The sequence below is a fragment of the Shimia haliotis genome, from assembly GCF_900114415.1.
GTDB classification, from domain to species: domain Bacteria; phylum Pseudomonadota; class Alphaproteobacteria; order Rhodobacterales; family Rhodobacteraceae; genus Shimia; species Shimia haliotis.
Map to the genome: position 1 here is coordinate 359,418 of NZ_FOSZ01000002.1, position 23,025 is coordinate 382,442.

Sequence of the window (23,025 nt, forward strand, 5' to 3'; positions counted from 1 at the left end):
CCAAGGTATTTTGGGCAATAAGAACCTAGCGACAGGCTCAGGCGGCCAGCCCCCGCCCCTTCAGAAGCGCCTCAACGCCCGGCAGACGGCCGCGGAATCGTTTGTATAGTTCATCCGCCTCCACAGTGCCGCCAGTCGACAGGATATGGGTTTCAAGCGCCTTGGCCGTGGCCGCATCAAACGGGCTGCCCGCTTCCTCAAAGGCCTCAAAGGCGTCCGCGTCCATCACCTCTGACCACATATAGCTGTAGTACCCCGAGCTATATCCATCACCCGCAAAGACATGCGCAAACTGCGGCGTCGCGTGACGCATGGTGATCGCACGCGGCATGCCAAGACTGGCCAGCACTTCTGTTTGTTTCGCCATCGGATCGGCCGGCGCATCACCTTCATGGAACGCCAGATCAACCAATGCGGACGCCACATATTCCACCGTTGCAAACCCCTGATCAAAATTCGCCGCACCCAGCACCTTCTTCAGCATTGCCTCAGGCATCGGCGCGCCGGTCTCTGCGTGCGTCGCATACTCCGCCAGCACCTCCGGCACTTCCAGCCAGTGTTCGTAAAGCTGGCTTGGCAGTTCCACAAAGTCCCGCGCCACGGATGTGCCCGACACGCTTTCATAGGTCACGTTGGACAGCATCTGATGCAGCGCATGGCCGAACTCATGGAACAACGTGCGCGCGTCGTCATAGCTCAGAAGCGCCGGATCTCCCTTTGCAAAATTGCAAACGTTGATCACCACAGGCCCTTGCACCTTGGGAAATTTCGCCTGCCCCCGCATGGCCGAACACCACGCGCCGGACCGCTTGCCACCCCGCGCGAAATAATCACCAATGAACACCGCCACATGATCGCCATCCCGCGTCACCTCCCAGGCGCGGCAGTCCTCATGATAAAGCGGCACGTCCAGCTCTTTGAACTCAAGGCCGAAAAGACGTGTCGCACAGGCAAACGATGCCTCAATCATGCGCTCCAGCTGCAAATACGGCTTCAGCGCCGCCTCATCCAGATCGTGCTCTGCTTTGCGCCGCTTCTCCGCGTAATACCGCCAGTCCCACGGTTCCAGATCGCCATTGATCCCGTCCGCATGCATCATCTCGGTCAAAACTGCGCCGTCTGCTTCCGCCCGCGCCTTCGCCGGCTCCCAGACCGCCATCAACAACTCGCGCACCGCCGCCGGTGTTTTGGCCATTTCAGTTTCCAGCTTGAAGTCCGCGAAACAGTCATAGCCCAAAAGCTTCGCCCGTTCTTCGCGCAACGCCAGTGTTTCAGCGGCAATCCCACGGTTATCGGTCTCGCCACCATTGGCCCCACGCGCGGCCCATGCGGCAAAGGCTTTCTCGCGCAAGTCGCGGCGCGGCGAGAACTGCAAAAACGGCACGATCAACGACCGCGATAGCGTCACCACCGGTCCGCCAGCGGATTTTTCCTCGCCCGCCGCCCGCGCGGCATCGACAACAAACGCTGGCAAGCCCTCTAGGTCATCCTCGGCCAGTTCCATAAACCAGTCGCGCTCATCCGCCAGCAGGTTCTGCGTGAACTCCGTTCCCAGAACCGCCAGCCGCGACTTTATCTCCTTCATCCGCGCGTCCGCATCGCCCTCAAGCGCCGCACCGCCGCGCACAAACCCGCGATGAGTCAACATCAGAACCCGCTGCTGCTCCGCGCTCAGATCCAGCGAGTCGCGCGCCTCCCAAACGGTGGCAATCCGGCCAAACAGCGCTTTGTTTGACGAAATCTCCGCCCCGTGCGCGGCCAGTTTCGGCGAAAACTCCCGCTGCAATTCCTGCCGCGCCGGATTGCTTTCTGCCCCTGCAACGGAAAAGAACACCGACAACACCTTGTCGAGCGCACCGCCCGCGACCTCCATCGCCTCGATGGTGTTGGCAAAATTCGGAGCCTCGGGATTGTCGGCAATCGCCGCAATTTCCGCCTTGTGCTCGGCCAAAGCCACCTCAAATGCGGGCGCAAAATCGTCGTCCGAAATCGCATCGAACGGCGCGATTTCAAATGGGGTGGTCCAGTCGGCAAGCAGCGGGTTGGTCATAGGTGAGGTCTCCTTTTGTGGCCACCCTAAGCGCGTGCGCTGCAGGTCGCAATCAGGCTTGCAATCACAAGGCCGCGCCCCCACGCTGACGCCACGCAAGGGAGGACAGACATGACACATCGCAATAGCCGCAAAGGCGTGATGACCACAGCCATACACGCAGGCGAAGCGCCCGATCCCGCCACCGGTGCCTCCGCGCCGCCGCTGCATATGTCTTCGACTTTTGTCACCGATCAGGTCGCGGGTTTCTCGGCTCACGATCTGGAAGAGAACAGCGCATATCTCTATGCCCGCTGGGGCAACCCGACAGTACAGATGCTGGAGAAGAAACTTGCCGCCCTCGAAGGCGTTGAAGATTGCCTTTGTGTGGCCTCCGGCATGGCCGCGGCAACCGCGATCTTTCTGACCTTCCTATCCGCAGGCGATCACGCCATCGTTTCCGATGTCTCTTATGCCGGCGTCGCTGAGCTTGCCCGTGACACCCTTCCGCGCTTTGGCATCGCAGTGGACACGGTGAACATGTCCGACCCCGCCGCCGTGGCCGCCGCGATCCGACCCAACACAAAACTCATCCACACCGAAACACCGGTGAACCCCATTGGCCGCCTGACCGACCTTGCTGCGATCTCGGCCATCGCCAAGGACGCAGGCGCGCTTCTGTCCTGTGACGCCACTTTTGCATCGCCTCTGGGACAAAATTGCGCAGAGCTTGGTGTCGATCTGATCATGCATTCCGTGACCAAATACATTGGTGGTCACGGCGATGCGGTGGGTGGGGCGGTTGCGGGGTCCAAAGAGTTGATCGCAAAAATGCGTGCGGAGGCGTCCATTCACCACGGCGGCGTCATGTCGCCGTTCAATGCATGGCTCATCGCACGTGGGCTGTCACTGTTGCCGCTACGCATGAAGGCGCACGAAACAGGTGCGCAGGCCGTCGCCGAATGGCTCGAAACCCGCGACGCAGTGACACGCGTGATATACCCCGGTTTGAAAAGCCACCCGCAGTATGATCTCGCGCAGCAGCAAATGACCAACATGTCGGCGATGATCTCCTTTCAGGTAGGCAACACCGCGCAGGGCGAAGCCACGGCGCAGGCGATGATCGAGAAACTCGAAACCATCCACTACGCCGTGTCTCTGGGTCATCACCGCAGCCTGATTTTCTGGATGGGCACCGATGCACTGATGGACACGTCCTTCCGGCTTAGCGGTGACCAACTTGCCAGCTATCGCGCTTTTGCCGGCGATGGAATTTTCCGCCTTTCGGTCGGATTGGAGGACGCCGACGATCTGATTGCCGATTTGGCAAAAATTCTCTGAGGCGCAAAACCACACCGTCGCAATACAGTCGCGATACCGACGTTATACCGACGTCGGTTTTTCGCCACCGCACGTCGGGCAATCCGCCCGCCGTTTGAGAGTGATTTTCCGTGTCTCGCCCCACAGCGCGTCATAGATCATCATCTCGCCCCGCAGCACCGCACCGGCTCCCGTGATCAGCTTGATCGCCTCAACTGCCATCATTGTGCCAACAATCCCTGGCAATGGCCCAATGACACCTGCCTCCGAACAACTCGGCGCCAGTTCCGGCGCCGGCGGCGTGTCAAAAATGCACTGGTAACACGGCGCACCGTGGGCGGGGTCGAACACGCTCAGCTGCCCTTCCCACTGAGAAAGAGCGCCAGAAATCAAAGGCTTGCCAAGCGCAACACAGGTGCGATTGACCAAATAGCGCGTGTCAAAGTTGTCCGTGCCGTCCAAAACGAGATCATACTCCGCAATCAACTGGCCTGCATCATCTTCACTCAGGCGCCGATGGTACGGCTTCACCGTCACAAAAGGATTTTGAGCCTGCATGGCCCCGGCTGCGGAAAACACCTTCGGCTCGCCGATCATCCGGTCTGGATGGATCACTTGCCGTTGCAAGTTTGAGTTGTCGACAACGTCGTCGTCCACCACTCCGATTGTGCCAACACCAGCCGCCGCGAGATATAGCAGAACCGGCGATCCAAGCCCACCAGCCCCAACAACCAACACCTTGGCATCCTTGAGTTTTTTCTGCCCCAATCCGCCCATTTCGCGCAGCACAATATGGCGCGCATAGCGGTTCAATTCAGTCTCGGAAAATGGCCCTTGTGGTGCGTCCACCATGGATGTCTCAACCTTCTCTTCCGCTTTTCGGCGCAACGTTTCCAACCCGCGACGATAAGCCCAAACAAGCACAACAGCAGCCCCGATCAAGGCCCAAAGAGCGGGACTTTCGCCCGTCGCCATGCGCAACGAATGTCCGTCAGGCAAAGCCAATTGTAGCCCCAAAACAGCCAGGTAAAGCACGCCGATCATGACCCAGCGCATTTGTTTTGGCGCGCCGGTCAACACCCCCACGCCCCAAATCGCTGCCGCCATGACCAGCACCAAAAGCATCAGTTCACTCCGGTCGAGCCAAACCCGCCCACACCGCGCACACTCTCGCTAAGCTCTTGATGTAATTCAAAATTGCCGACCACCACAGGCGCCACAACCATCTGTGCAATGCGCATGCCGTGGGCAATTTCAAAGGGCTCTTGCCCTGCATTCAGAACAATCACCCCAAGTGGTCCCCGATAGTCGCAGTCAATCGTCCCAGGGCTGTTGGGCAAAGTAATTCCATGCTTCAGGGCCAGCCCCGAGCGTGGGCGCATTTGCACCTCAAATCCCACTGGAATTTCCAACGACAACCCCGTCGGCACCAAGGTCCTCTCCCCAGGGGCAAGGGTCACGCCGGCGCGCAGCTCAGGCGGAAAATTCGCCCGTACATCCGCTCCCGCAGCGCCCTCTGTTTCATAAGATGGCAGGGCCACAGACCGATCCGCCGTAACCAGCCAACGCAGTTTAATGGGCACTTCTGTCATGCTGTTCGCTTCCCAAATAACGGCGCGTTGCGCTCAAAATACGTTTACTTACAACGCCTTCGCAATGCGTTCCGCCAAGATCTTTGCGACTTCGGTCTTGCCCATTCGCGGCCAGCTTTCCGCCCCATCCTCAGAAATCAACGTCACCGCGTTCTCGCTTCCGCCCATGATGCCGGTCTCTGGGCTGACGTCATTGGCAACAATCCAATCGCAGCCTTTGCGCGTGCGTTTTGCGGTCGCGTTCGCAAGCACGTCATCGGTCTCTGCGGCAAACCCGACAACCAGTTTCGGACGTCCGTTCTGCAATTGGCTCACGGTTGCCAAAATGTCGGGGTTTTCCGCAAACTCCAATTTTGGTAAACCCTGCTTGGTCTTTTTTATCTTGCTGTCAGACGCACTTGCCACACGCCAATCTGCCACCGCAGCGCTGAACACCGCAGCATCCACCGGCAAGGCCTCCTGCACGGCCTGCATCATTTCCTGAGCGGATTGCACTTCCACCAGATGCACCCCTCTGGGACGCGCCGCATCCGCAGGTCCGGTGACAAAAACCACCTCCGCCCCTTGCGCGACCAGGGCCTCGGCAATCGCGGTGCCCTGCGCGCCCGATGACCGGTTGGCAATATAACGCACAGGATCAATCGGTTCATGCGTCGGTCCCGAGGTCACAAGAATCCGGCGACCTGTCAGGGGCCCAGCCTTCATCGCACCTTCGATTGCAGCAACAATTTCAAGGGGTTCCGACATCCGTCCTGGGCCATATTCCCCACAGGCCATATCGCCCTCATTGGGCCCCACAAAACTCACACCATCAGCCTTCAGTGTCGCCAGATTGCGCTGTGTCGCCGGATGGTCCCACATGCGCACATTCATCGCAGGCGCCACCAGAACCGGGGTGTCCGTCGCCAACAAAAGCGTCGACGCCAAATCATTTGCCAATCCATTGGCCATCTTCGCCATCAAATCCGCCGTGCCCGGCGCAACCACGATCAAGTCTGCGGAACGCGACAACTGAATGTGCCCCATCTCCGCCTCATCGGTCAGATCAAACAAATCTCGATAGATCTTTTCGCCAGCCAAAGACGACACCGACAACGGCGTCACAAATTCCTCAGCTGCCCGCGTCAGAACCGGCGTCACCAAAGCGCCCCGTTCACGCAACCGCCGGATCAGATCAAGCGATTTGAAGGCGGCGATTCCACCCGCGATGATCAAAAGAATGCGCTTGTCCGTCAGCATGTTGAGAGCCTTCTTTGCCAGATTGGCCCAAACCTATGCCGCAGGCGCGCATGACACAAGCCGACCTTCGACCTATTTGAATGCCGCGCAGGGGTCTTCCCGATCCACGGCATCCGTGACCAGCCACAGATCAAAAGGCTGTGACCTTTCTGGTGTCGCCTCAAATTGCCCGATGGACAATACGGTCACGCCACTGCCCATCAAGGCCGCCGCACCCCAATCGGTACGCGCATGTCCATTGCCGGTGATGACGGCCACGGGGCCGCCAGTGGCCTCAAGCGCCTGCGTCGCGGCCCGCGCCAATGCCGCGTCACGCAACCGCTGCGCCAAAACCATTCCGGGCAACATATCTGCCGGCAAAGCGTCACAATGTGCCCTCATCTGCTTGGCTTCCCGCTCTGTTTGCTGGGCCTCAGGCAAGGGAGCCAATAGTCCAAACTCTTCAGCGCGCGGCCCAAAAACCGCCCCCACATCGCTGCCCATAACTGCAGCGCGCGCATCCTCGCGCGGAACCTGCGCCCCGTAAATTTCGGCGCCTGCACTGGCCTCAAAAACCGGATAGTACACAGAAAAATCAGGCCACCCGCTCTGCGCCCAATCCAATGTCGCTGCCAATGCGTCCTGATTGCCAAGCAAGTCTGGCGTAACCTTGGCGGCCATCTCCGGCGTCAGCATCTCAAACACCACGGCACTTGGCCTTAAAGAGCGGAGGGCCAAAGCCTGATGCTCATGGTGATACACATTGTCATGAACCTCACCCAAGAAAACGACCTGAGCCTCAGGCAACGCACCCAGCGCAGCCGGTGAAATCTCCTCGGACCACGCGAGCAGCGGAACAACACACAGGGCGGTCGCCATCGCAGCAAGAGATCTTTTCATGTCTGTCCTTTCGCAGGTCTTGAACACTCTGGCAACAATAACTGATTATTTCACTCAACAAAACAACACAACGCCGCCCCTTGCGTTCGCCGTATCTTTTGCCAATCTACGCGCCATCGCAACGGGTGAGACCAGATGCTGCCAAAACTAAGCTTGATCCTAGGGGGGGCTGCCTCCGGCAAGTCGGCCTTTGCCGAATCCCTTGTGACCGCAAGCGGCGCTCCTCGCGTCTATATTGCCACCGCGCAGGCTTTTGATGACGAGATGCGTGCCAAGGTCGCCGCCCATCTCGCCCAGCGCGGCACAAATTGGCGCACCATCGAAACCCCTTTGGACGCGGCCGGTGCCCTCACGCAGGTGCATGAAACCGAGGTGGTTTTGCTCGACTGCGCGACCATGTGGCTGTCCAATCACCTGCTCGCCGAAAACGACATCTCCGCCGAATCCGACCGCCTGCTGAAGGCCCTTGAGGTCTGTGCAGGCCGGGTGGTGGTGGTCTCAAACGAAGTCGGCCTCGACGTTGTGCCAGACAACAAACTTGCCCGCCAATTCCGCGACGCCCAAGGCAAACTCAACCAAGCCATCGCAGCCCGTGCGGATCTTGCCGCGCTTGTCGTCGCTGGCTTGCCGATGGTGATCAAAGGAAACCTGCCATGACCCGCCTGCATCTTGTGCGCCACGGACCGACCCATGCCAAAACCATGGTGGGCTGGTCCGATCTGCCTGCTGATTTATCAGACACTGCAGCGATCAGTCGCTTGTCCGATTTCCTGCCCGCATCTGGCCTTGTGATCTCGTCAGATCTGTCTCGCACGATTGCCACAGCCGACGCCATTCAAGGCACACGGCAAAGGCTTGATCATGATCCGGATCTCCGAGAAATCCACTTCGGCGACTGGGAACTTCGCAATTTCAAAGAGATAGAGGCCGAAGACCCCGAACGCATCCGCGCATATTGGGAACATCCCGGTGATGTGCGCCCCCCCAATGGCGAAAGCTGGAATGAGGTCGCCTCGCGCGTTGATCGCGGCATTGATCGGCTGATTTCAAATCATACGGGCAAGGATTTGATCATTGTTGTGCACTTCGGGGTTATCCTGACCCAAGTCCAACGCGCCGAAAAACTCACCGCCTCGGAAGTATTCGCCCACCGCATCGACAATCTGTCCGTGACCTCGATCCACATCGATGACAAGGCGTGGTCGTTGCAGCATATCAATCACATTCCTTGATACACCCCACCAAAATCTTTCTCTTTGCCAATAGCTAAGGTGCGCCTACCGTTGCGCGTATGACCTATCATCTTCTTCTCGGCGATTACGCCTATTCGTCCTGGTCGCTGCGCGGCTGGCTCTTGTTTGAAAAATTTGACATTCGCCGCGATCAAACCATGGTCGATTTCTCCGACCAGTCTGTCGCAGAGCAACTGGCCCAATATGCCCCGGCCCGTACAGTTCCGACAATGATCACGCCAGAAGGCGCGGTTGTTTCCGACAGCCTCGCCATCGCAGAAGAACTTGCGTCCCGCCATCCCGACGCCGGCTTTTGGCCCACGGATGCCAAAGCACGCGCGACGGCCCGCTCTTTGGCTGCGGAAATGCATTCCGGCTTTATGGCGCTTCGCTCTGACTGCCCGATGAACCTGCGCCTGTCGTACGAAGATGCGTCTCCGTCCAAGGATGTGATTGCGGATCTCGCGCGTATCGAAACCATCTGGTCGCACGCACGAAAAACCTGTGCCGCCGAAGGTCCGTGGCTGTGCGGCGACTACTCCATCGCAGATGTCATGTTTGCGCCGGTCGCAGCACGCATCGCCGGTTATAACCTGCCCGTCGGCAATGCAGCTGCTGCCTATGTGGCGGCGCATCTTTCCGATCCAGCTTTCCGCCGCTGGCGCGCGATGGGCATGGTGCGCGGTGCAACTCTCCCGTGGTATGCCAAGGACTACACCACACGCCCATGGCCTGGTCCCAACGCCCGTGCAGCGCGTGCCATCGACGAAGGCACGCCGGAGAACGCGACCTGCCCCTACTCGAGCAAACCATCCACTCACCTGATGGAAATTGACGGCCGGACCTTCGGGATGTGCAACGCGTTCTGTCGCGACAAAACCGTTGCTGATCCCGAAGCTTGGCCGGCATTCATGGCTCTGCTCTAAGGGGGCGTTAACCATTCACTAACCAAAAGCCGCCTACCATCCTTAACAATTGTTAACGGTTTTGATGGGCGGCTTTTCCATGGTGGCACGGGCCTATACGGTCGCATTTGAAGGGGTCGAGGCCCATCAGGTCGAGGTGCAATGCGCCGTCACTCCGGGGCTTCCGGCCTTTTCAATCGTCGGCCTGCCGGACAAAGCCGTCAGCGAAGCCCGCGACCGTGTCCGTTCGGCCCTCGCCGCTATGGCCATCGCCCTCCCCTCAAAACGCATAACAATCAATCTGTCGCCAGCTGACCTTCCCAAAGAAGGATCTCACTTCGACCTCCCCATCGCAGTGGCCTTGCTGGCCGCGATCGGCATCATTCCACAGGATGCCTCCGAAAGCGCAGTTAGCCTTGGCGAGCTCTCGCTTGACGGGTCGCTGGTTGCGGTCACTGGCGCGCTCCCCGCTGCTATGGCCGCCGCCGAAAAAGACCGCGCCCTGCTTTGCCCCAGCGCCTCCAGCCCCGAAGCCGCTTGGGTCGCAGCAACACAGGTGATCGGCGCAGGATCCCTCGCAGACGTGGTTCAGCACTTTTCCGGCCAATCCCCCTTGCCCCCCTCGGAACCAGGCGAAGTTCACAATGACCCCAGCACCGTCGATTTGCGGGATGTAAAGGGACAGGAACGCGCAAAGCGCGCCTTGGAGATTGCCGCAGCGGGCCGCCATCACCTCTTTATGGTCGGCTCGCCCGGTTCGGGCAAATCCATGCTCGCAGCCCGTTTGCCAACCATTTTGCCCCCCCTCACGCCCGTCGAGGCACTGGAAACTTCCATGATCCACTCGGTCGCCGGCCTGCTGGACCAAGGCGGCATTTCACGCACTCGCCCCTTTCGCGAACCCCACCACACCGCCTCCATGGCGGCCATCGTTGGCGGTGGCCGCCGCGCCGCACCCGGCGAAATTTCCCTCGCACACAACGGGGTGCTGTTCATGGACGAGTTGCCTGAATTCTCTCGCCCTGTATTGGAAACCCTGCGCCAGCCAATCGAAACAGGCAAAGTTATGATCGCGCGGGCCAATGCGCATGTGACTTATCCGTGTCGCTTCATGCTGGTCGCCGCCGCGAACCCCTGTCGCTGCGGCCACATGTTTGATCCAGCACAGGCCTGCGCCCGCGTTCCCCAATGCGGCGAAGACTACCTTGGCCGTCTTTCGGGACCGCTGTTGGATCGCCTTGATCTGCGCATCGAAGTGCCGCCGGTGTCGTTCACCGACCTTGACCTGCCTGCCGATGGTGACACCTCGGAAGCCGTTGCCGCGCGAGTGAAAGGCGCCCGCGACCGCCAACTCAGGCGCTTTCAAGGGCACGATGGCATCCGCGCCAATGCCGATGCCCACGGTGGCTTGCTGGAGGAAATTGCGTCACCAGACGCCGAAGGACGCGAATTGCTCATGCAAGTTGCAGAGAAATTCGGCCTCTCCGCGCGCGGGTATCACCGTGTGATGCGCGTCGCGCGCACTATTGCCGATCTGTCCGGATCGAGCACCGTTCGCCGCCCCCATGTCGCCGAAGCCGTCAGCTTTCGCCTGAGCCCCGAGACAGGTCTTTGACATCTAATGTGCGGTTTTTCTTGAGTTTGTCGCGAGGCGCGATAATTCTTGGGTGTTTTGAATAAATTCACCACAACTCAAGGAAGAAAAATTACATGGCTGACAAAAACGCATACACCGGTGAGATTCGTTTGTTTGGATTTAGTTTTACGCCGCTAAACTGGGCGCGGTGTGACGGTCAACTTCTAGATATCAGCAACAATCAGGAATTGTTTTCCCTGCTTGGAACTCAATTCGGCGGTGACGGGCGCAGAACATTTGGCCTTCCGGACCTGCGCGGTCGGGTTGCTGTGCATCAAGGCTCCGGTCCCGGTTTGGGGCGTTATGAAATGGGGCAGAAGAGCGGCATGGAAATGGTCCAGCTGACGGAACGGGAAATGCCGAGCCACACTCACGCGCCTCAAAGCTCTGATCAGCCTGGGAACAAACAAACCCCGTCCGGGGGCGTCTCCGCTGATGAAAACCACTCCGGATTTGCTCTTTACGGGACGACGCCTGACGGGGTGATGCAGGAGACAACTTCAGCCGGTGGCAACATGGCGCACAACAATATGCAGCCTTACACAGTTGCCAATTATTGCATCTGCCTCAAAGGCATCTACCCCAACCGACAGTGAGGCTCGCCCGCCTCAGTATAAAAGCAGACGTCAGGCGTTAACCCCCGCGCCTGGCTTCGATGGCTTCCCAGATTTTCTCGGCCACATTCACATCGTCAAACCGTTCCAATTCCTGAATGCCGGTGGGCGAGGTCACATTGATTTCGGTCAGATAATCTCCGATCACGTCAATCCCGACAAACACCTGTCCTTTTTCCCGCAGCAACGGACCAATCGCCGCGCAAATTTCCTTGTCCCGCGCGCTCAATCCGATTTTTTCCGGCCGGCCGCCAACGTGCATGTTGGACCGCGTTTCACCCTTTGCTGGCACGCGATTGATCGCACCAACAGGCTCTCCGTCGACCAGTATCACGCGTTTGTCGCCATTGCTCACGTCCGGCAAAAACTTTTGCACAATCAAAGGTTCGCGGCTGAAACCGGTGAACAACTCGTGCAACGAGGTGAGGTTGCGGTCATTGGCATCAAGCCGGAACACCCCCGCTCCGCCATTGCCATAGAGAGGTTTCAGAATCACGTCCCCGTGCTTGTCTTTGAACGCCTTGATGGTCTCGAGATCCCGCGCAATCGTGGTCGGCGGTGTCAGTTCGGGGAAATCCAGCACCAAAAGTTTCTCGGGATAGTTCCGAACCCAGAAAGGATCGTTCACCACCAGCGTATCTGGTGCCAGCCGGTCAAGCAAATGCGTCGACGTGATGTAGTGCATGTCAAATGGCGGGTCTTGCCGCAACCACACGACGTCCACTTCCGAGAGGTCCAGTCGCACCTCGGAACCGAGATCAACGTGATTGCCCACCTCGCGGCGCACCGTCATCCAGTGTCCACGCGCCGTGATCTGCCCCTCTTCATAGGCCAATTTATCCGGCGAATAGTAAAACAGATCATGCCCTCGCGCCTGCGCCTCTTCGGCGATGCGGAACGAACTGTCTGCGTTGATGTCGACAGACTGGATCGGATCCATCTGGAATGCAATTTTCATGAGCGGCACCCTCTTTTTGTGCCACATTCATGGCGCAAGCCGATCAGAGGTGCAATGCCTCCGTCATGCCGCCCACAACGCATTCTCAAGAATGTGAATGCGCCCCAAATCGTCCATCAACGCCACATCAAACCGCATAGGGGTCAAAGCGCCCCCGGGCTCCTGTCCGACAAATTCTTCTGCGGCACGCATCAGACGCGCCATCTGCCGCGGCTGAAGCTGCCCGGATGCGCTTGCAAAATTCCGGCTTTTCTTCACTTCGACAAAGACCATCTCATTGCCGTTGCGCATCACCAGATCAATTTCACCGGCTTTGCCACGCCATCGCCGTTGCGCCACAGTCATGCCAGCCGCTTCATAGTGGCGCGCGACAGAGGCCTCCGCGGCCTGCCCTGCCAGATAATTCCTCTGGCCACGTCTTTGTCGGGACGGAAGAGGCGTTTGAGCCTCAGACACGTCGCGATGAAAATCAAACACACCAAACTCTCAACTACAAAACTCAACAACAACGCCCCAAAGGGTATCACATCAGTCCGCCGTCTGTTTGAGTTTCAGGGCAAGTTGGTAAATTTTCCGTTTATGACCACCATACGCGTCTGCAACTTCGGCGGCTGCATCGCGCACCGAAAGCCTCTTCAGAGCCCCTATCAAAGCGGCTTCGATTTCCTCAGGACTGGCGTCTTTGACCTGATTTCTCTCAATTAATACAACGATTTCTCCTTTCGGAGGAGCGTTGGCAACACTCTCGGCCAGGGTCTGCAAAGTGCCTCTCCGCACTTCTTCGAATTTCTTGGTCAGCTCGCGAGCCACGGCAGCCTGCCGCTCAGCGCCAAAGACCTCCATCGCGTCAATCAACATCGCGCCGATCCGCTTGGGGGACTCATAAAACACCAGCGTGCCGGGAACGTCGGCCACCGCTTCCATAGCTGCGCGACGTGCCTTTTTCGCATTTGGCAAAAAGCCGGCAAAGAAAAACGCATCCGTCGGCAAGCCAGCAAGGCTCAGGGCTGTGACAATCGCCGATGGTCCGGGCGCGGAGGTGACCAAAAAACCCTCTTCTGCGACGGCACGGGACAGGTGGTATCCGGGATCCGCAATCAACGGAGTGCCCGCCTCTGACGCATAGGCCACCGAGCGACCCTCAGCGATATGCGCCACCAACCGCGCACGGGATTTTTCTCCCGAATGGTCGTGGTAACTCACAACAGGCCGATCTCCGAGAGGCACCCCATGAATTTCCAGCAGTCGCTTCATCGACCGCGTATCTTCTGCCGCAATGATGTCGGCTGAAGCCAAAATATCCAACGCCCGCAACGTAATGTCTCGCGCGGTCCCGATGGGTGTGGCGACAAAGTACAATCCCGGTTGCAAATGCACGACTTGATGATTCCCCACTGGACCCGCCCCTTCTTCCGTTTATTATCCGCGACATAACCAGAATCCGTCCGCGCCCAGCGGCCGCCCGCCAATCAGGGAATGGAGTTACTCCGATGTTGTCTTTGTTTAAACCCGCCCGCCGGTTTGTAAAAGGGGCGGTTCTCGGACTGTCTGCACTCACGTTGCTGGCCTGTGTGCCCGGAGGCGGCGGGCCGACCATCGCCACCAACAAACCGGTTCCTGTGGCGCTCCTTGTTCCAAAAGGCAGCAGCAATTCCGGCGACGCCGTACTGGCGCAAAGCCTCGAGAATGCTGCAAAGCTGGCCATTGCCGATCTCGACGGTGTGCAGATCGACCTGCGGGTTTATCCGACAGCCGGCGACCCGGCGACGGCGCAGGCTTCGGCGGTTCAGGCGGTCGATGAAGGGGCCAAAATCATCATCGGTCCGGTCTTCGCCGAGGCCGCCAATGCTGCGGCCAAAGCCGTTGCGGGGCGCAACATCAACGTGATGTCGTTCTCCAACAACACCTCCGTCGCCGGCGGCAATCTTTTTGTTCTGGGTCCGACCTTTAACAACACCGCCAACCGGTTGGTGAGCTTCTCCAAAGCCAACGGCAAACCCCGTATTATGGTTGTCCATGCCGACAACGCGTCCGGCACTCAGGGCAAGGCCGCTATCGAAGTCGCAATCTCGCAACAAGGTGCGCAGCCGGCAGGCTCCGTCAGCTATCAATTCTCGCAAGAAGGCGTGATTGCGGCGGTGTCGCAGATCAAGCTGACCGCCGACAACAACGATGTGGATGCGATCTTTCTGACCTCAAACACATCGGGCGCGCTGCCGTTGATGTCGCAACTCCTGCCCGAGGCAGGCCTCAGCCCCAACAACACACAGTTCATCGGTCTGACCCGCTGGGATATCCCGTCGCAGACACTGGAACTCCCAGGGGTGCAAAACGGCTGGTTCGCCTTGCCAAACCCGACGCTCACAGAACAATTCCAAAGCCGCTACGCGCAGGCTTACGGCGGCCTGCCGCACCCGATCGGTGGATTGGCTTATGATGGCATTGCGGCGATTGGCGCACTGGTCAAGGCCGGTAAATCCGACGCATTGACGACCAGTGCGCTGACCCAGAGCGCAGGTTTTCAGGGCGTGAACGGCATCTTCCGCTTGCTCGCTGATGGTACGAATGAACGCGGGCTGGCCGTGGCCACAATCCGCGACAAAAAGGTGGTGATCATTGACCCAGCCCCGCAACGTTTCGGAGGCGCAGGCCTCTGAGGTCCACGCCATTTTTCCGGCCGAGCCCTCGGCCGGTCTGATCCGCCCGGCTGACGAAATTTTCGACCGCGCGGCCGTGACTGCGGAAATCGAAGCGATTTTCGCACAGACCGGAGACGACGGGCGACGCGGTGATGTCGTCAAAGTCCTTGCGGCCCGTCGCAAGGACGCGATGGCGGCGATCGCTGACGCCTTTCGCGATGACCCCTGGGCGGCGCGTGCAATGACACGCTCCTACACCTGGCTCACTGACTGTCTGGTCAGCTGCGCCTATCATGTTGCCACAGAACGGTTGCATCCGCTTTCGACCCCGACCGAAGCGGAGCGCCTGTCGCTGCTCGCCGTCGGCGGTTACGGACGTGGCGAGATGGCGCCGCAATCAGACGTCGATCTGCTGTTTCTGACGCCTTACAAGATCACCCCTTGGGCGGAGAGCGTGATTGAATCCATGCTCTACATTCTCTGGGATCTTCGCCTAAAGGTCGGCCATGCATCGCGTACCGTGCGCGATTGCCTGCGTCTGGGGCGCGAAGATTTCACGATCCGCACTGCCCTTCTTGAGCACCGATTTCTACGCGGGCATGTGCCCTTGGCGGAGGAACTTGCCGAGCGGCTCGAAGAAGAACTCTTCAAAGGCACCGAGCGCGAATTCATCGACGCCAAACTCGAAGAACGCGACAACCGGCATCTGAAACAGGGCCAGCGATATGTTGTTGAGCCCAACGTCAAAGAAGGCAAAGGCGGTCTGCGCGACCTGCAGTCTCTCTTTTGGATCGCAAAATACGTCTATCATGTCTCTGACGTTCGTGAGCTGGTGGCGCTTGAGGTGCTGCTTGAGGATGAACTGGAACGGTTCGTATCCGCCGAAGACTTTCTCTGGGCGGTGCGCGGCCACCTGCACCTGATTGCCGGACGCCCTTCAGAAACCCTATCTTTTGATGTTCAGGTCGAAGTTGCCGATGCGCTTGGCTACCAGGATCGCGGCGGGCGCCGTGGCGTGGAGCACTTCATGCAGGACTTCTTCCGCCATGCCACATCGGTGGGGGATCTGACACGCATCATTCTGACCAAACTCGAAGCGGATCACGCCAAATCCGCGCCGTTGATGGAGCGTATCTTCCGCCGCCGCCGGCGCGTAAAATCCGGCTATCAGGTGATCCACAACCGCCTCGCGGTGGCCGATGACGCGACCTTCCTAACCGACCCACTCAACCTTCTGCGCCTCTTCGAAGAAGGATTGCGCACCGGCATGTTGATTCACCCCGACGCCATGCGGCTGGTGACAGCCAATCTGCATTTGATCGACGACGACATGCGGGCCAACAAGGAAGCCCGCCGGATTTTTCTGGATCTGCTGCTCAAACACGGCAACCCCGAACGCGCCCTGCGCCGGATGAACGAACTGGGCGTTCTGGCTGCATTTATTCCGGAATTTGAGCCCATCGTGGCGATGATGCAGTTCAACATGTATCATTCCTACACGGTGGACGAGCACACAATTCAGGTGATCGCCAACTTTACCCACATCGAAAAAGAAGAACTTCAGGACGAGCTGCCGCTCAGTTCCGAAATCTTGAAAACCGGCATCAACCGAAAGGTTCTGATGGTTGCCATGCTGCTGCATGACATCGGCAAGGGCCGCGACATCGACCACTCGGTGCTTGGCGCACAGATCGCCCGCAAGGTCGCCCCGCGTCTTGGCTTGAACAAATCCGAGGTCGAAACCGTGGAATGGCTGGTGCGGTATCACCTACTGATGTCGGACATGGCGCAGAAACGCGACATCGCAGATCCCCGCACCGTGCGCGATTTTGCCAAGGCGGTGAAAACCGTGGATCGCCTCAACCTGCTGACAGTTTTGACGGTTTGTGACATTCGCGGCGTTGGACCGGACACATGGAACAACTGGAAAGCCGTCTTGCTGCGTGCTTTGCACGGCCAAACCAAACTGGCCCTCGAAGACGGAATGGAATCCATCACCCGCGAAAATCGCGGCGCGAAGGCCAAAAAGACGCTTCGCGAGGAATTGTCCGACTGGCCAGCCAAGGACATCAAGAAAGAAACCGGCCGACACTATGACCCTTATTGGCAGGGTTTGCACATCACCGCACACAAGGTCTTTGCCGAACTTTTGCGGGGCATTCCTGACGATGAAATCCGCATCGATCTGCATCCAGATGACGATCGAGACGCAACCCGCGTCTGCTTTGCCATGGCCGACCATCCGGGCATTTTTTCGCGCATGTGCGGCGCGCTCGCCTTGGTCGGGGCCAACATCGTTGATGCGCGGACGTTCACATCCAAAGACGGATTTGCCACAGCCGCCTTCTGGATTCAGGATGCCGAGGGCAAGCCGTATGAATCCGGTCGTCTGCCAAGATTGCGCCAGATGATCGAGAAAACTCTCAAGGGCGAGGTTGTCACACGCGACGCGATGCGCAGCCGCGACGTGATCAAAAAGCGCGAGCGCGCCTTTAAGGTGCCCACAACAATTGCTTTTGATAACGAAGGGTCGGAAATCTATACGATCATCGAAGTCGACACCCGAGACCGGCCGGGCCTGTTGTTCGACCTCACGCGCACATTGGCGAATTCCAACGTCTATATCGCCTCTGCGGTGATCGCCACATATGGCGAACAGGTTGTCGATGCCTTCTATGTCAAAGACATGTTTGGCCTCAAATTCCACTCTGAAAGCAAGCAAAAGACACTGGAAAAACGCCTGCGCGAAGCCATTGAACAAGGTGTGGAAAGGGCAACCGCTTGAAGCCGATCCGTCTGATACGTGGTTTCCTGACCGTTGGCTTCTGGACATTGATGAGCCGCATTCTCGGCTTTGTCCGAGAAATTCTGTTGCTCAGCTACCTCGGCCCCGGCCCTGTGATGGACGCTTTTGTTGCAGCCTTTCGCTTGCCTAATATGTTCCGCCGCTTCTTTGCCGAGGGCGCGTTTAACGCCGCGTTCGTACCGATGTATTCCAAGAAATACGAGGCCGGCGAAGACCCCGACGGATTTGCCAGCGATGCCTTCTCGTGGCTGACTTTGGTGGTACTCACTTTGACGGGGCTGGCGATGGTCTTCATGCCGGCGCTGGTCTGGGCCACTGCCGAGGGGTTTTGGGGCGATCAACGCTTTGACATGACCGTCGGTTATGGCCGCATCGTCTTTCCTTACATCGTTTTCATGTCGCTCGCGGCGCTGTTTTCCGGTGTGCTCAACGCCCGCGGCCACTTTGCTGCCGCAGCCGCAGCACCGACGCTCCTGAACATTATGGTGATTCCTGCGCTGGTTCTTGGCGATCTGTTTGGCGAAACCGTGGTTTATTGGCTGCTTTGGACCATCCCTGCCGCAGGTGTGGCGCAACTTGCGCTGGTCTGGTTCGCGGCCTATCGCGCCGGCGCGCGGATTTGCCTGCGCATACCTCGGCCATCCGCCGACATGGGCAAAATGGTCACAGTCGCCTTTCCCGCCGCGCTGGCCTCAGGGGTGATGCAAATCAACCTCGTCGTAGGCCAGATCGTCGCCTCCGCCAACGAAGGCGCGGTCAGCTGGCTCTATGCCGCAGACAGGTTGTACCAATTGCCTTTGGGGGTGATTGGCATCGCGGTCGGCATTGTGCTGTTGCCCGAACTCTCTCGTCGCCTCAAAGCAGACGACACCGAGGGCGCACAGGACGCTTTCTCCCGCGCCACCGAATTCGCGATGTTTCTGACAATTCCCTGCGCGGTGGCATTTCTCGTTGTTCCCCTGCCCATCGTTTCCGTGCTGTTTGAGCGCGGCGAGACAGGCGCAGACGACAGCGCTGCCATCGCTGTCGCCTTGTCGATCTACGCCATCGGCCTGCCGGCTTTTGTCCTGCAAAAACTCCTGCAGCCGCTCTACTTCGCTCGGCATGACACACGATCGCCGTTCCGGTTTGCGGTTTGGGCAATGGTGGTGAACGCTGGACTATCCTTTGGCCTTGCGCCTTTTATCGAATGGCTCGCACCAGCGATCGCTGCAACGGTGGCAGCTTGGGTCATGATCGCTCAGCTGGGCTGGGGTGCGCGCAAATTCGGAAAAACCGCCAAGTTCGACGCCCGGTTGCGCAAACGCCTATGGCGCATCGTCGCCTGCAGCGTCGTCATGGGTGCGGCGCTTTGGTGGCTCTGGATCGCGTTGATCCCATGGCTCGGCAGCCCGGGCTGGCGCTATATCGCTCTGACCGTACTGGTTGCGGGAGGTGCGGCGGTCTATTTCGCAATGGCCCGTCTTATCGGGGCATTCTCCAAATCCGACCTGAAACAGGCCGCGCGTCGACGCGGCTAAAAGGCGGACATCTTACAAAAATCATTGCCAGTGCCCCCCATTCCGACTTTACATCGTGGCATTCAGATATTCGGCGAACAAACAGCCGACATCACAAGGGGAAAGTGTAATGAATTGGATTCTCATGCTGATTATCGGCATTTTATCGGTCGCTCTGGGCGGCCTAGCACTCGCCAACCCGTTTGGCGCTTCGGTCACAGCCACCTTCATCGCGGGCTGGAGTTTTGTTTTTCTCGGGGCTGTTCAGGTCATCGCGTCCTTCTCGGCGCCAAGCACCGGAGCCAAGGTTTTTGGCGTTATCTTCGGCCTGATCGCCCTCGCAATCGGCATCAACATCCTGCAGGAACCCCTCAAGGGCATGCTGACCCTGACCTTTGTCGCCGGCATCATGTTTCTGGCCTCCGGCATCACTAAGGCGTGGTTTGGCTTTTCCGGTGCAGAAGGCACCCCACGCCTTGCGCTTTTCCTTTCGGCGCTTGTGTCAATGGCCCTTGGAGCCATGGTTCTGTCCAACTTCCCGCAATCCGCAGCGGTTATTCTCGGCGTGTTGCTGGCCGTGGAACTGATCTCTAACGGCATAAGCGCAATCGCCTTGGCGGTGATGACCAAAGACATAGATCAGGCCTGACCAGCTCAAATCACTGGCGGCGGATACGCTCGCGTATCCGCTGCCAACCTCCCGGCACCAGCAAAAAGCTCATCAAAAAGCCTGCGGCAAAGCCGAACACATCGGCCACCCAATCCGGATTGCCGCCAAACACCAGCCCGAACACCAGCTGGATCGCGACGAGCATCCCGATCAGGGAAAACGCCCGCACCTGCGGCGCACCCAGCACCCCAAGCTGTACCCACATCAAAAATGTATACGCCCCGATCAGCCCGTAAACGCCGGGATAGCTGCCAACAAGCGGCTCCGGTGTATCGAGGATCAACGCGTATGCCAGCGCCCCGATGACGCCAGAGCCAATGAAGACAACCAGTGTTGCAAGTTGCGAGAACACCTCGCCCACCATCTTGCCAATCGCCAGCAAAAGCACGCCACCAAACAAGGCATGGGTGAAATTGTAGTGCACAAACAAATAGGTGACGAACCGCTTCACATGCTCCAGAGGCCAACTGCCAGTGGCCAGCATCCAATCAAAGATTTCCGCCGAAAATGCGTATTGCTGCATGCCAGACAGGCGCCAGCCAACTGCACTCGGCCCGCCAATCAGCCCCTGCGACCCCGCCCAGAACGCGGCCTCAACGCCGACCAACAACAAAAACAGCGCCACAACAACGGGTGGAAGCGGATTAACCGGACTCTGATCATCGGGATGGCTCATATGGCACGTTCCTTCTTGTTCCCCATGGCCCCGCGCATGACTTCTTGACGGGGTATTGCGCCCTGAGTAAGGCAAGCAAACCTATTAATCCAGACGGAGTAACTCCCATGACTGAGGCGGTCCAAACGTCCTCCACCTTTACCCCACGCGTCTTTTCCGGGATCCAACCCTCGGGCGGCCTGACGCTGGGCAATTATCTCGGCGCGATGAAGCGCTTTGTCGACATGCAAGAGGCCGGCACGCACGAGACCGTGTATTGCATGGTTGACCTGCATGCGATCACCGTCTGGCAAGACCCCGACAAGCTGCGCCGCGCCACCCGCGAACTCTGCGCCGGTTTCATCGCGGCAGGCATTGATCCGGCCAAGTCGATCCTCTTTAACCAGTCCGCCGTGCCCGAGCACGCGCAACTGGCATGGATCTTCAACTGCGTCGCCCGCATGGGCTGGATGCAGCGCATGACCCAATGGAAAGACAAAGCTGGTAAGAACGCGCAAAACGCATCTCTGGGTCTGTTTGCCTACCCCGCCCTGATGGCAGCAGACATCCTGATTTACCATGCCACCCATGTGCCGGTGGGCGAGGACCAGAAGCAGCACCTCGAGTTGACCCGCGATGTTGCGATCAAGTTCAACCACGACTACGGCGTGGACTTCTTCCCTGTCACCGAGCCGGTGATCGAGGGCGCAGCGACGCGCGTGATGTCGTTCCGCGATGGCACCAAAAAGATGTCCAAGTCCGACCCGTCGGATGCGTCTCGCATCAACATGACTGATGACGCCGACACCATCGCCAAGAAAATCCGCAAAGCCAAAACCGATCCGGAGGCGTTGCCATCGGAGGTCAAAGGGCTCGAAGAACGTCCCGAGGCCCGCAATCTGGTGAACATCTACGCGGGCCTGTCCGGCCTCACCGTCGATCAGGTTCTGGCGGACGTCGGCGGCAAACAGTTCTCTGAGTTCAAACCGATGCTGTCGGAACTGGCGGTCGCCAAACTCGCGCCAATCAGCACCGAAATGGCCCGCCTGATGCAGGAACAGGACGAGATCGACAAAATCCTTGCCCAAGGCGCAGGCCAGGCCCGCGAAATCGCCGCGCCGATCCTGAAAAAAACCTACGAGATCGTTGGAATGGTCGGGGCGTAAGTCACCTGCCATTCAATCCATCAGCAAAGCCCTGCCCCTTCGTGGCGGGGCTTTTTTATCTTCAAATGTCAGCTGTGCGGACAAAGTTGCCAGTCGCACAGAAGGACGAGGCCCCCGATTCCTGCGTAAACCTGCCGTCGGGCGAATTCGCGCAAGGTCTGCTATTGCTGCATGAATATCGTCAGAATGGACACCAACACCAACCCGAAGCCGAGGGTGAATGTTATCGCGACCTTCGCGGAGCCGATCAGTCGCGACAGCGCGAATGGTCCAAGTATCCAGTAGACCAGTCCTGTCACGAATCCGGGGAAATACTCCCCCATCAAGATGACCCACCAAGTATGAGCGATAGCATTGCCAATTGCGCCATACACGATGAAGAAGAGCATTGGCGCGACAAGAAAGCGGATGTTGCGGGACAGAACCAGAATGCAGGAAATCGAGAAACCGAAGTAGGACACCATGTTGACGCTGACAAACAAGTCGGCACTGAACGGCTCCGCTCCGTAAAGCACTGGAAAAAGTTCCTGAAACCCCGTCCTGAACTCCTCGGTGAAGTGGATGAACTGCCAAGCCAGTGTTCCAAAAAACACCGGATAAAACGAAACCGGCTCTGGCAACTCGGCTTGTGCCTGGAACATCCACAGAAGCAGAGCCGCCACACCGACCAATCCGACAACAAAGGTGACAACCAATGGCCTGCCGCCAATTAGAGTGAACGCAACGGCCATGATCATCGTAAGGGCCAATGCAACGATCAGGTCGGTTCTTGTGAGCGACTTGTTTTCCATTTCACTATCCTCAGCGCGTTATCCTATCACTGGCTCAGACCCGCCTCTTGCTGGGTGCGATTTTCGATTGGTAGCGGAAACAAACAAGTGGCATGGATCGGTGACATTTGAGCGTGATACATTTCAGATGTTTTGGCGACAAGTAAACGCGAATGCTCCCAACACCGGACATCTGACAATAGAGATCAGATGTCCCCAATGTCCGTAAAGCTGCCGCTAGTGCAACTGCAACATCAGTCAAAATGGGCTCGACCCCACCTTCGCTGCAAGCGGCCTCAACGTCTTCTGCGCGGACAAGTTGCCATTCCAAATCAAAAAAAGCCGCCACCGGACCGAGGGGTGGAAGCAAAACACCCGTCTCGTGAGGGTGTTTCCGGCGCGGCTAAATCAAAGCT

At 58.5% G+C, this 23,025-nt stretch carries 21 protein-coding genes; 11 read left to right on the forward strand and 10 right to left on the reverse strand.

What is annotated here, in order from left to right; all coding sequences use genetic code 11:
- Positions 1 to 37: 37 nt before the first annotated feature.
- Complete coding sequence (locus tag BM069_RS07160) at positions 38 to 2,050, reverse strand: M3 family metallopeptidase (protein WP_093322248.1); 2,013 nt, start codon at positions 2,048 to 2,050, stop codon at positions 38 to 40.
- A gap of 111 nt (positions 2,051 to 2,161) precedes the next feature.
- Between BM069_RS07160 and BM069_RS07165 the strand changes: the two genes are divergently transcribed.
- Entirely contained in the window at positions 2,162 to 3,370 is a 1,209-nt protein-coding gene (locus BM069_RS07165) for a trans-sulfuration enzyme family protein (protein WP_093322252.1), read from the forward strand.
- Positions 3,371 to 3,412: 42 nt separating this feature from the next.
- Here BM069_RS07165 and BM069_RS07170 read toward each other — a convergent pair whose 3' ends face one another.
- From BM069_RS07170 to BM069_RS07185, 4 genes are all read right to left on the reverse strand, one after another.
- Complete coding sequence (locus tag BM069_RS07170) at positions 3,413 to 4,474, reverse strand: HesA/MoeB/ThiF family protein (protein WP_093322255.1); 1,062 nt, start codon at positions 4,472 to 4,474, stop codon at positions 3,413 to 3,415.
- The gene (dut, locus tag BM069_RS07175; RefSeq protein WP_093322258.1) at positions 4,474 to 4,941 is read right to left on the reverse strand and encodes a dUTP diphosphatase; all 468 of its coding nucleotides are present in this window, start codon (positions 4,939 to 4,941) and stop codon (positions 4,474 to 4,476) included. Before dut ends, BM069_RS07170 begins: the two co-directional genes overlap by 1 nt.
- A 48-nt stretch (positions 4,942 to 4,989) precedes the next feature.
- Positions 4,990 to 6,180 carry a bifunctional phosphopantothenoylcysteine decarboxylase/phosphopantothenate--cysteine ligase CoaBC gene (gene coaBC / locus BM069_RS07180; RefSeq protein WP_093322260.1) on the reverse strand — a complete coding sequence of 397 codons (1,191 nt, stop codon included), beginning with the start codon at positions 6,178 to 6,180 and terminating at the stop codon, positions 4,990 to 4,992.
- A gap of 72 nt (positions 6,181 to 6,252) precedes the next feature.
- Positions 6,253 to 7,059, reverse strand: a complete 807-nt coding sequence (locus BM069_RS07185) for a ChaN family lipoprotein (RefSeq protein WP_093322263.1) — start codon at positions 7,057 to 7,059, stop codon at positions 6,253 to 6,255.
- 135 nt (positions 7,060 to 7,194) lie between these two features.
- On the opposite strand from BM069_RS07185, the gene cobU reads away from it, so the two are divergent.
- From cobU to BM069_RS07210, 5 genes are all read left to right on the forward strand, one after another.
- Positions 7,195 to 7,716: a bifunctional adenosylcobinamide kinase/adenosylcobinamide-phosphate guanylyltransferase gene (cobU, locus tag BM069_RS07190; protein ID WP_093322265.1), complete on the forward strand. Its 522-nt coding sequence runs from the start codon at positions 7,195 to 7,197 to the stop codon at positions 7,714 to 7,716.
- The gene (locus BM069_RS07195; RefSeq protein WP_093322268.1) at positions 7,713 to 8,291 is read left to right on the forward strand and encodes a histidine phosphatase family protein; all 579 of its coding nucleotides are present in this window, start codon (positions 7,713 to 7,715) and stop codon (positions 8,289 to 8,291) included. The genes cobU and BM069_RS07195 overlap by 4 nt, the downstream gene beginning before the upstream one ends.
- 59 nt (positions 8,292 to 8,350) lie before the next feature.
- Positions 8,351 to 9,217 (forward strand): glutathione S-transferase, encoded by an 867-nt coding sequence (locus tag BM069_RS07200; protein ID WP_093322271.1) that lies wholly within the window; start codon positions 8,351 to 8,353, stop codon positions 9,215 to 9,217.
- A gap of 79 nt (positions 9,218 to 9,296) precedes the next feature.
- On the forward strand, positions 9,297 to 10,811 hold the full coding sequence (locus BM069_RS07205; protein ID WP_093322829.1) for a YifB family Mg chelatase-like AAA ATPase: 1,515 nt from the start codon (positions 9,297 to 9,299) through the stop codon (positions 10,809 to 10,811).
- 95 nt (positions 10,812 to 10,906) lie between these two features.
- Positions 10,907 to 11,428 carry a phage tail protein gene (locus BM069_RS07210; protein WP_093322273.1) on the forward strand — a complete coding sequence of 174 codons (522 nt, stop codon included), beginning with the start codon at positions 10,907 to 10,909 and terminating at the stop codon, positions 11,426 to 11,428.
- Positions 11,429 to 11,465: 37 nt separating this feature from the next.
- Here the strand turns inward: BM069_RS07210 and gshB are convergent, their stop codons facing one another.
- The 3 genes from gshB to rsmI all read right to left on the reverse strand — a co-directional run bounded on the left by gshB (position 11,466) and on the right by rsmI (position 13,799).
- Positions 11,466 to 12,404 carry a glutathione synthase gene (gene gshB, locus BM069_RS07215; protein ID WP_093322831.1) on the reverse strand — a complete coding sequence of 313 codons (939 nt, stop codon included), beginning with the start codon at positions 12,402 to 12,404 and terminating at the stop codon, positions 11,466 to 11,468.
- Between the two features lie 63 nt (positions 12,405 to 12,467).
- Positions 12,468 to 12,860 (reverse strand): YraN family protein, encoded by a 393-nt coding sequence (locus BM069_RS07220; protein ID WP_093322833.1) that lies wholly within the window; start codon positions 12,858 to 12,860, stop codon positions 12,468 to 12,470.
- Between the two features lie 72 nt (positions 12,861 to 12,932).
- The gene (gene rsmI, locus BM069_RS07225; RefSeq protein ID WP_244503557.1) at positions 12,933 to 13,799 is read right to left on the reverse strand and encodes a 16S rRNA (cytidine(1402)-2'-O)-methyltransferase; all 867 of its coding nucleotides are present in this window, start codon (positions 13,797 to 13,799) and stop codon (positions 12,933 to 12,935) included.
- A gap of 95 nt (positions 13,800 to 13,894) precedes the next feature.
- Here rsmI and BM069_RS07230 point away from each other — a divergent pair, with 95 nt between their 5' ends.
- The 4 genes from BM069_RS07230 (at position 13,895) to BM069_RS07245 (ending at position 19,997) form a co-directional block, all read left to right on the forward strand.
- A complete protein-coding gene (locus BM069_RS07230; RefSeq protein WP_093322276.1) occupies positions 13,895 to 15,061 on the forward strand; it encodes a penicillin-binding protein activator in 1,167 nt (388 codons plus the stop codon).
- The gene (locus BM069_RS07235) at positions 15,021 to 17,828 is read left to right on the forward strand and encodes a [protein-PII] uridylyltransferase (protein ID WP_093322279.1); all 2,808 of its coding nucleotides are present in this window, start codon (positions 15,021 to 15,023) and stop codon (positions 17,826 to 17,828) included. Before BM069_RS07230 ends, BM069_RS07235 begins: the two co-directional genes overlap by 41 nt.
- Positions 17,825 to 19,369, forward strand: coding sequence for a murein biosynthesis integral membrane protein MurJ (gene murJ / locus BM069_RS07240; protein ID WP_093322281.1), 1,545 nt, complete (start codon positions 17,825 to 17,827; stop codon positions 19,367 to 19,369). Before BM069_RS07235 ends, murJ begins: the two co-directional genes overlap by 4 nt.
- Before the next feature lie 109 nt (positions 19,370 to 19,478).
- Positions 19,479 to 19,997 carry an HdeD family acid-resistance protein gene (locus tag BM069_RS07245; protein ID WP_093322285.1) on the forward strand — a complete coding sequence of 173 codons (519 nt, stop codon included), beginning with the start codon at positions 19,479 to 19,481 and terminating at the stop codon, positions 19,995 to 19,997.
- A 10-nt stretch (positions 19,998 to 20,007) separates the two neighbouring features.
- On the opposite strand, the gene BM069_RS07250 is transcribed toward BM069_RS07245, so the two are convergent.
- Positions 20,008 to 20,694 carry a rhomboid family intramembrane serine protease gene (locus BM069_RS07250; RefSeq protein WP_093322287.1) on the reverse strand — a complete coding sequence of 229 codons (687 nt, stop codon included), beginning with the start codon at positions 20,692 to 20,694 and terminating at the stop codon, positions 20,008 to 20,010.
- A gap of 107 nt (positions 20,695 to 20,801) precedes the next feature.
- Between BM069_RS07250 and trpS the strand changes: the two genes are divergently transcribed.
- The gene (gene trpS / locus BM069_RS07255; protein WP_093322290.1) at positions 20,802 to 21,839 is read left to right on the forward strand and encodes a tryptophan--tRNA ligase; all 1,038 of its coding nucleotides are present in this window, start codon (positions 20,802 to 20,804) and stop codon (positions 21,837 to 21,839) included.
- Positions 21,840 to 22,000: 161 nt separating this feature from the next.
- Here trpS and BM069_RS07260 read toward each other — a convergent pair whose 3' ends face one another.
- Entirely contained in the window at positions 22,001 to 22,630 is a 630-nt protein-coding gene (locus BM069_RS07260; RefSeq protein WP_093322294.1) for an HXXEE domain-containing protein, read from the reverse strand.
- Between the last annotated feature and the right edge of the window lie 395 nt (positions 22,631 to 23,025).

What these genes read in the sequence shown, in the direction of transcription:
- BM069_RS07245 (WP_093322285.1), top strand. Translation starts at nt 19,479, where the DNA reads ATGAATTGGATTCTCATGCTGATTATCGGCATTTTATCGGTCGCTCTG.
- gshB (WP_093322831.1), bottom strand. Translation starts at nt 12,404, where the DNA reads ATGAAAATTGCATTCCAGATGGATCCGATCCAGTCTGTCGACATCAAC.
- BM069_RS07230 (WP_093322276.1), top strand. Translation starts at nt 13,895, where the DNA reads ATGTTGTCTTTGTTTAAACCCGCCCGCCGGTTTGTAAAAGGGGCGGTT.
- BM069_RS07195 (WP_093322268.1), top strand. Translation starts at nt 7,713, where the DNA reads ATGACCCGCCTGCATCTTGTGCGCCACGGACCGACCCATGCCAAAACC.
- BM069_RS07170 (WP_093322255.1), bottom strand. Translation starts at nt 4,474, where the DNA reads ATGCTTTTGGTGCTGGTCATGGCGGCAGCGATTTGGGGCGTGGGGGTG.
- dut (WP_093322258.1), bottom strand. Translation starts at nt 4,941, where the DNA reads ATGACAGAAGTGCCCATTAAACTGCGTTGGCTGGTTACGGCGGATCGG.
- BM069_RS07260 (WP_093322294.1), bottom strand. Translation starts at nt 22,630, where the DNA reads ATGGAAAACAAGTCGCTCACAAGAACCGACCTGATCGTTGCATTGGCC.
- coaBC (WP_093322260.1), bottom strand. Translation starts at nt 6,180, where the DNA reads ATGCTGACGGACAAGCGCATTCTTTTGATCATCGCGGGTGGAATCGCC.
- BM069_RS07165 (WP_093322252.1), top strand. Translation starts at nt 2,162, where the DNA reads ATGACACATCGCAATAGCCGCAAAGGCGTGATGACCACAGCCATACAC.
- BM069_RS07210 (WP_093322273.1), top strand. Translation starts at nt 10,907, where the DNA reads ATGGCTGACAAAAACGCATACACCGGTGAGATTCGTTTGTTTGGATTT.
- BM069_RS07205 (WP_093322829.1), top strand. Translation starts at nt 9,297, where the DNA reads ATGGTGGCACGGGCCTATACGGTCGCATTTGAAGGGGTCGAGGCCCAT.
- BM069_RS07160 (WP_093322248.1), bottom strand. Translation starts at nt 2,050, where the DNA reads ATGACCAACCCGCTGCTTGCCGACTGGACCACCCCATTTGAAATCGCG.
- BM069_RS07185 (WP_093322263.1), bottom strand. Translation starts at nt 7,059, where the DNA reads ATGAAAAGATCTCTTGCTGCGATGGCGACCGCCCTGTGTGTTGTTCCG.
- BM069_RS07250 (WP_093322287.1), bottom strand. Translation starts at nt 20,694, where the DNA reads ATGAGCCATCCCGATGATCAGAGTCCGGTTAATCCGCTTCCACCCGTT.
- cobU (WP_093322265.1), top strand. Translation starts at nt 7,195, where the DNA reads ATGCTGCCAAAACTAAGCTTGATCCTAGGGGGGGCTGCCTCCGGCAAG.
- BM069_RS07200 (WP_093322271.1), top strand. Translation starts at nt 8,351, where the DNA reads ATGACCTATCATCTTCTTCTCGGCGATTACGCCTATTCGTCCTGGTCG.
- trpS (WP_093322290.1), top strand. Translation starts at nt 20,802, where the DNA reads ATGACTGAGGCGGTCCAAACGTCCTCCACCTTTACCCCACGCGTCTTT.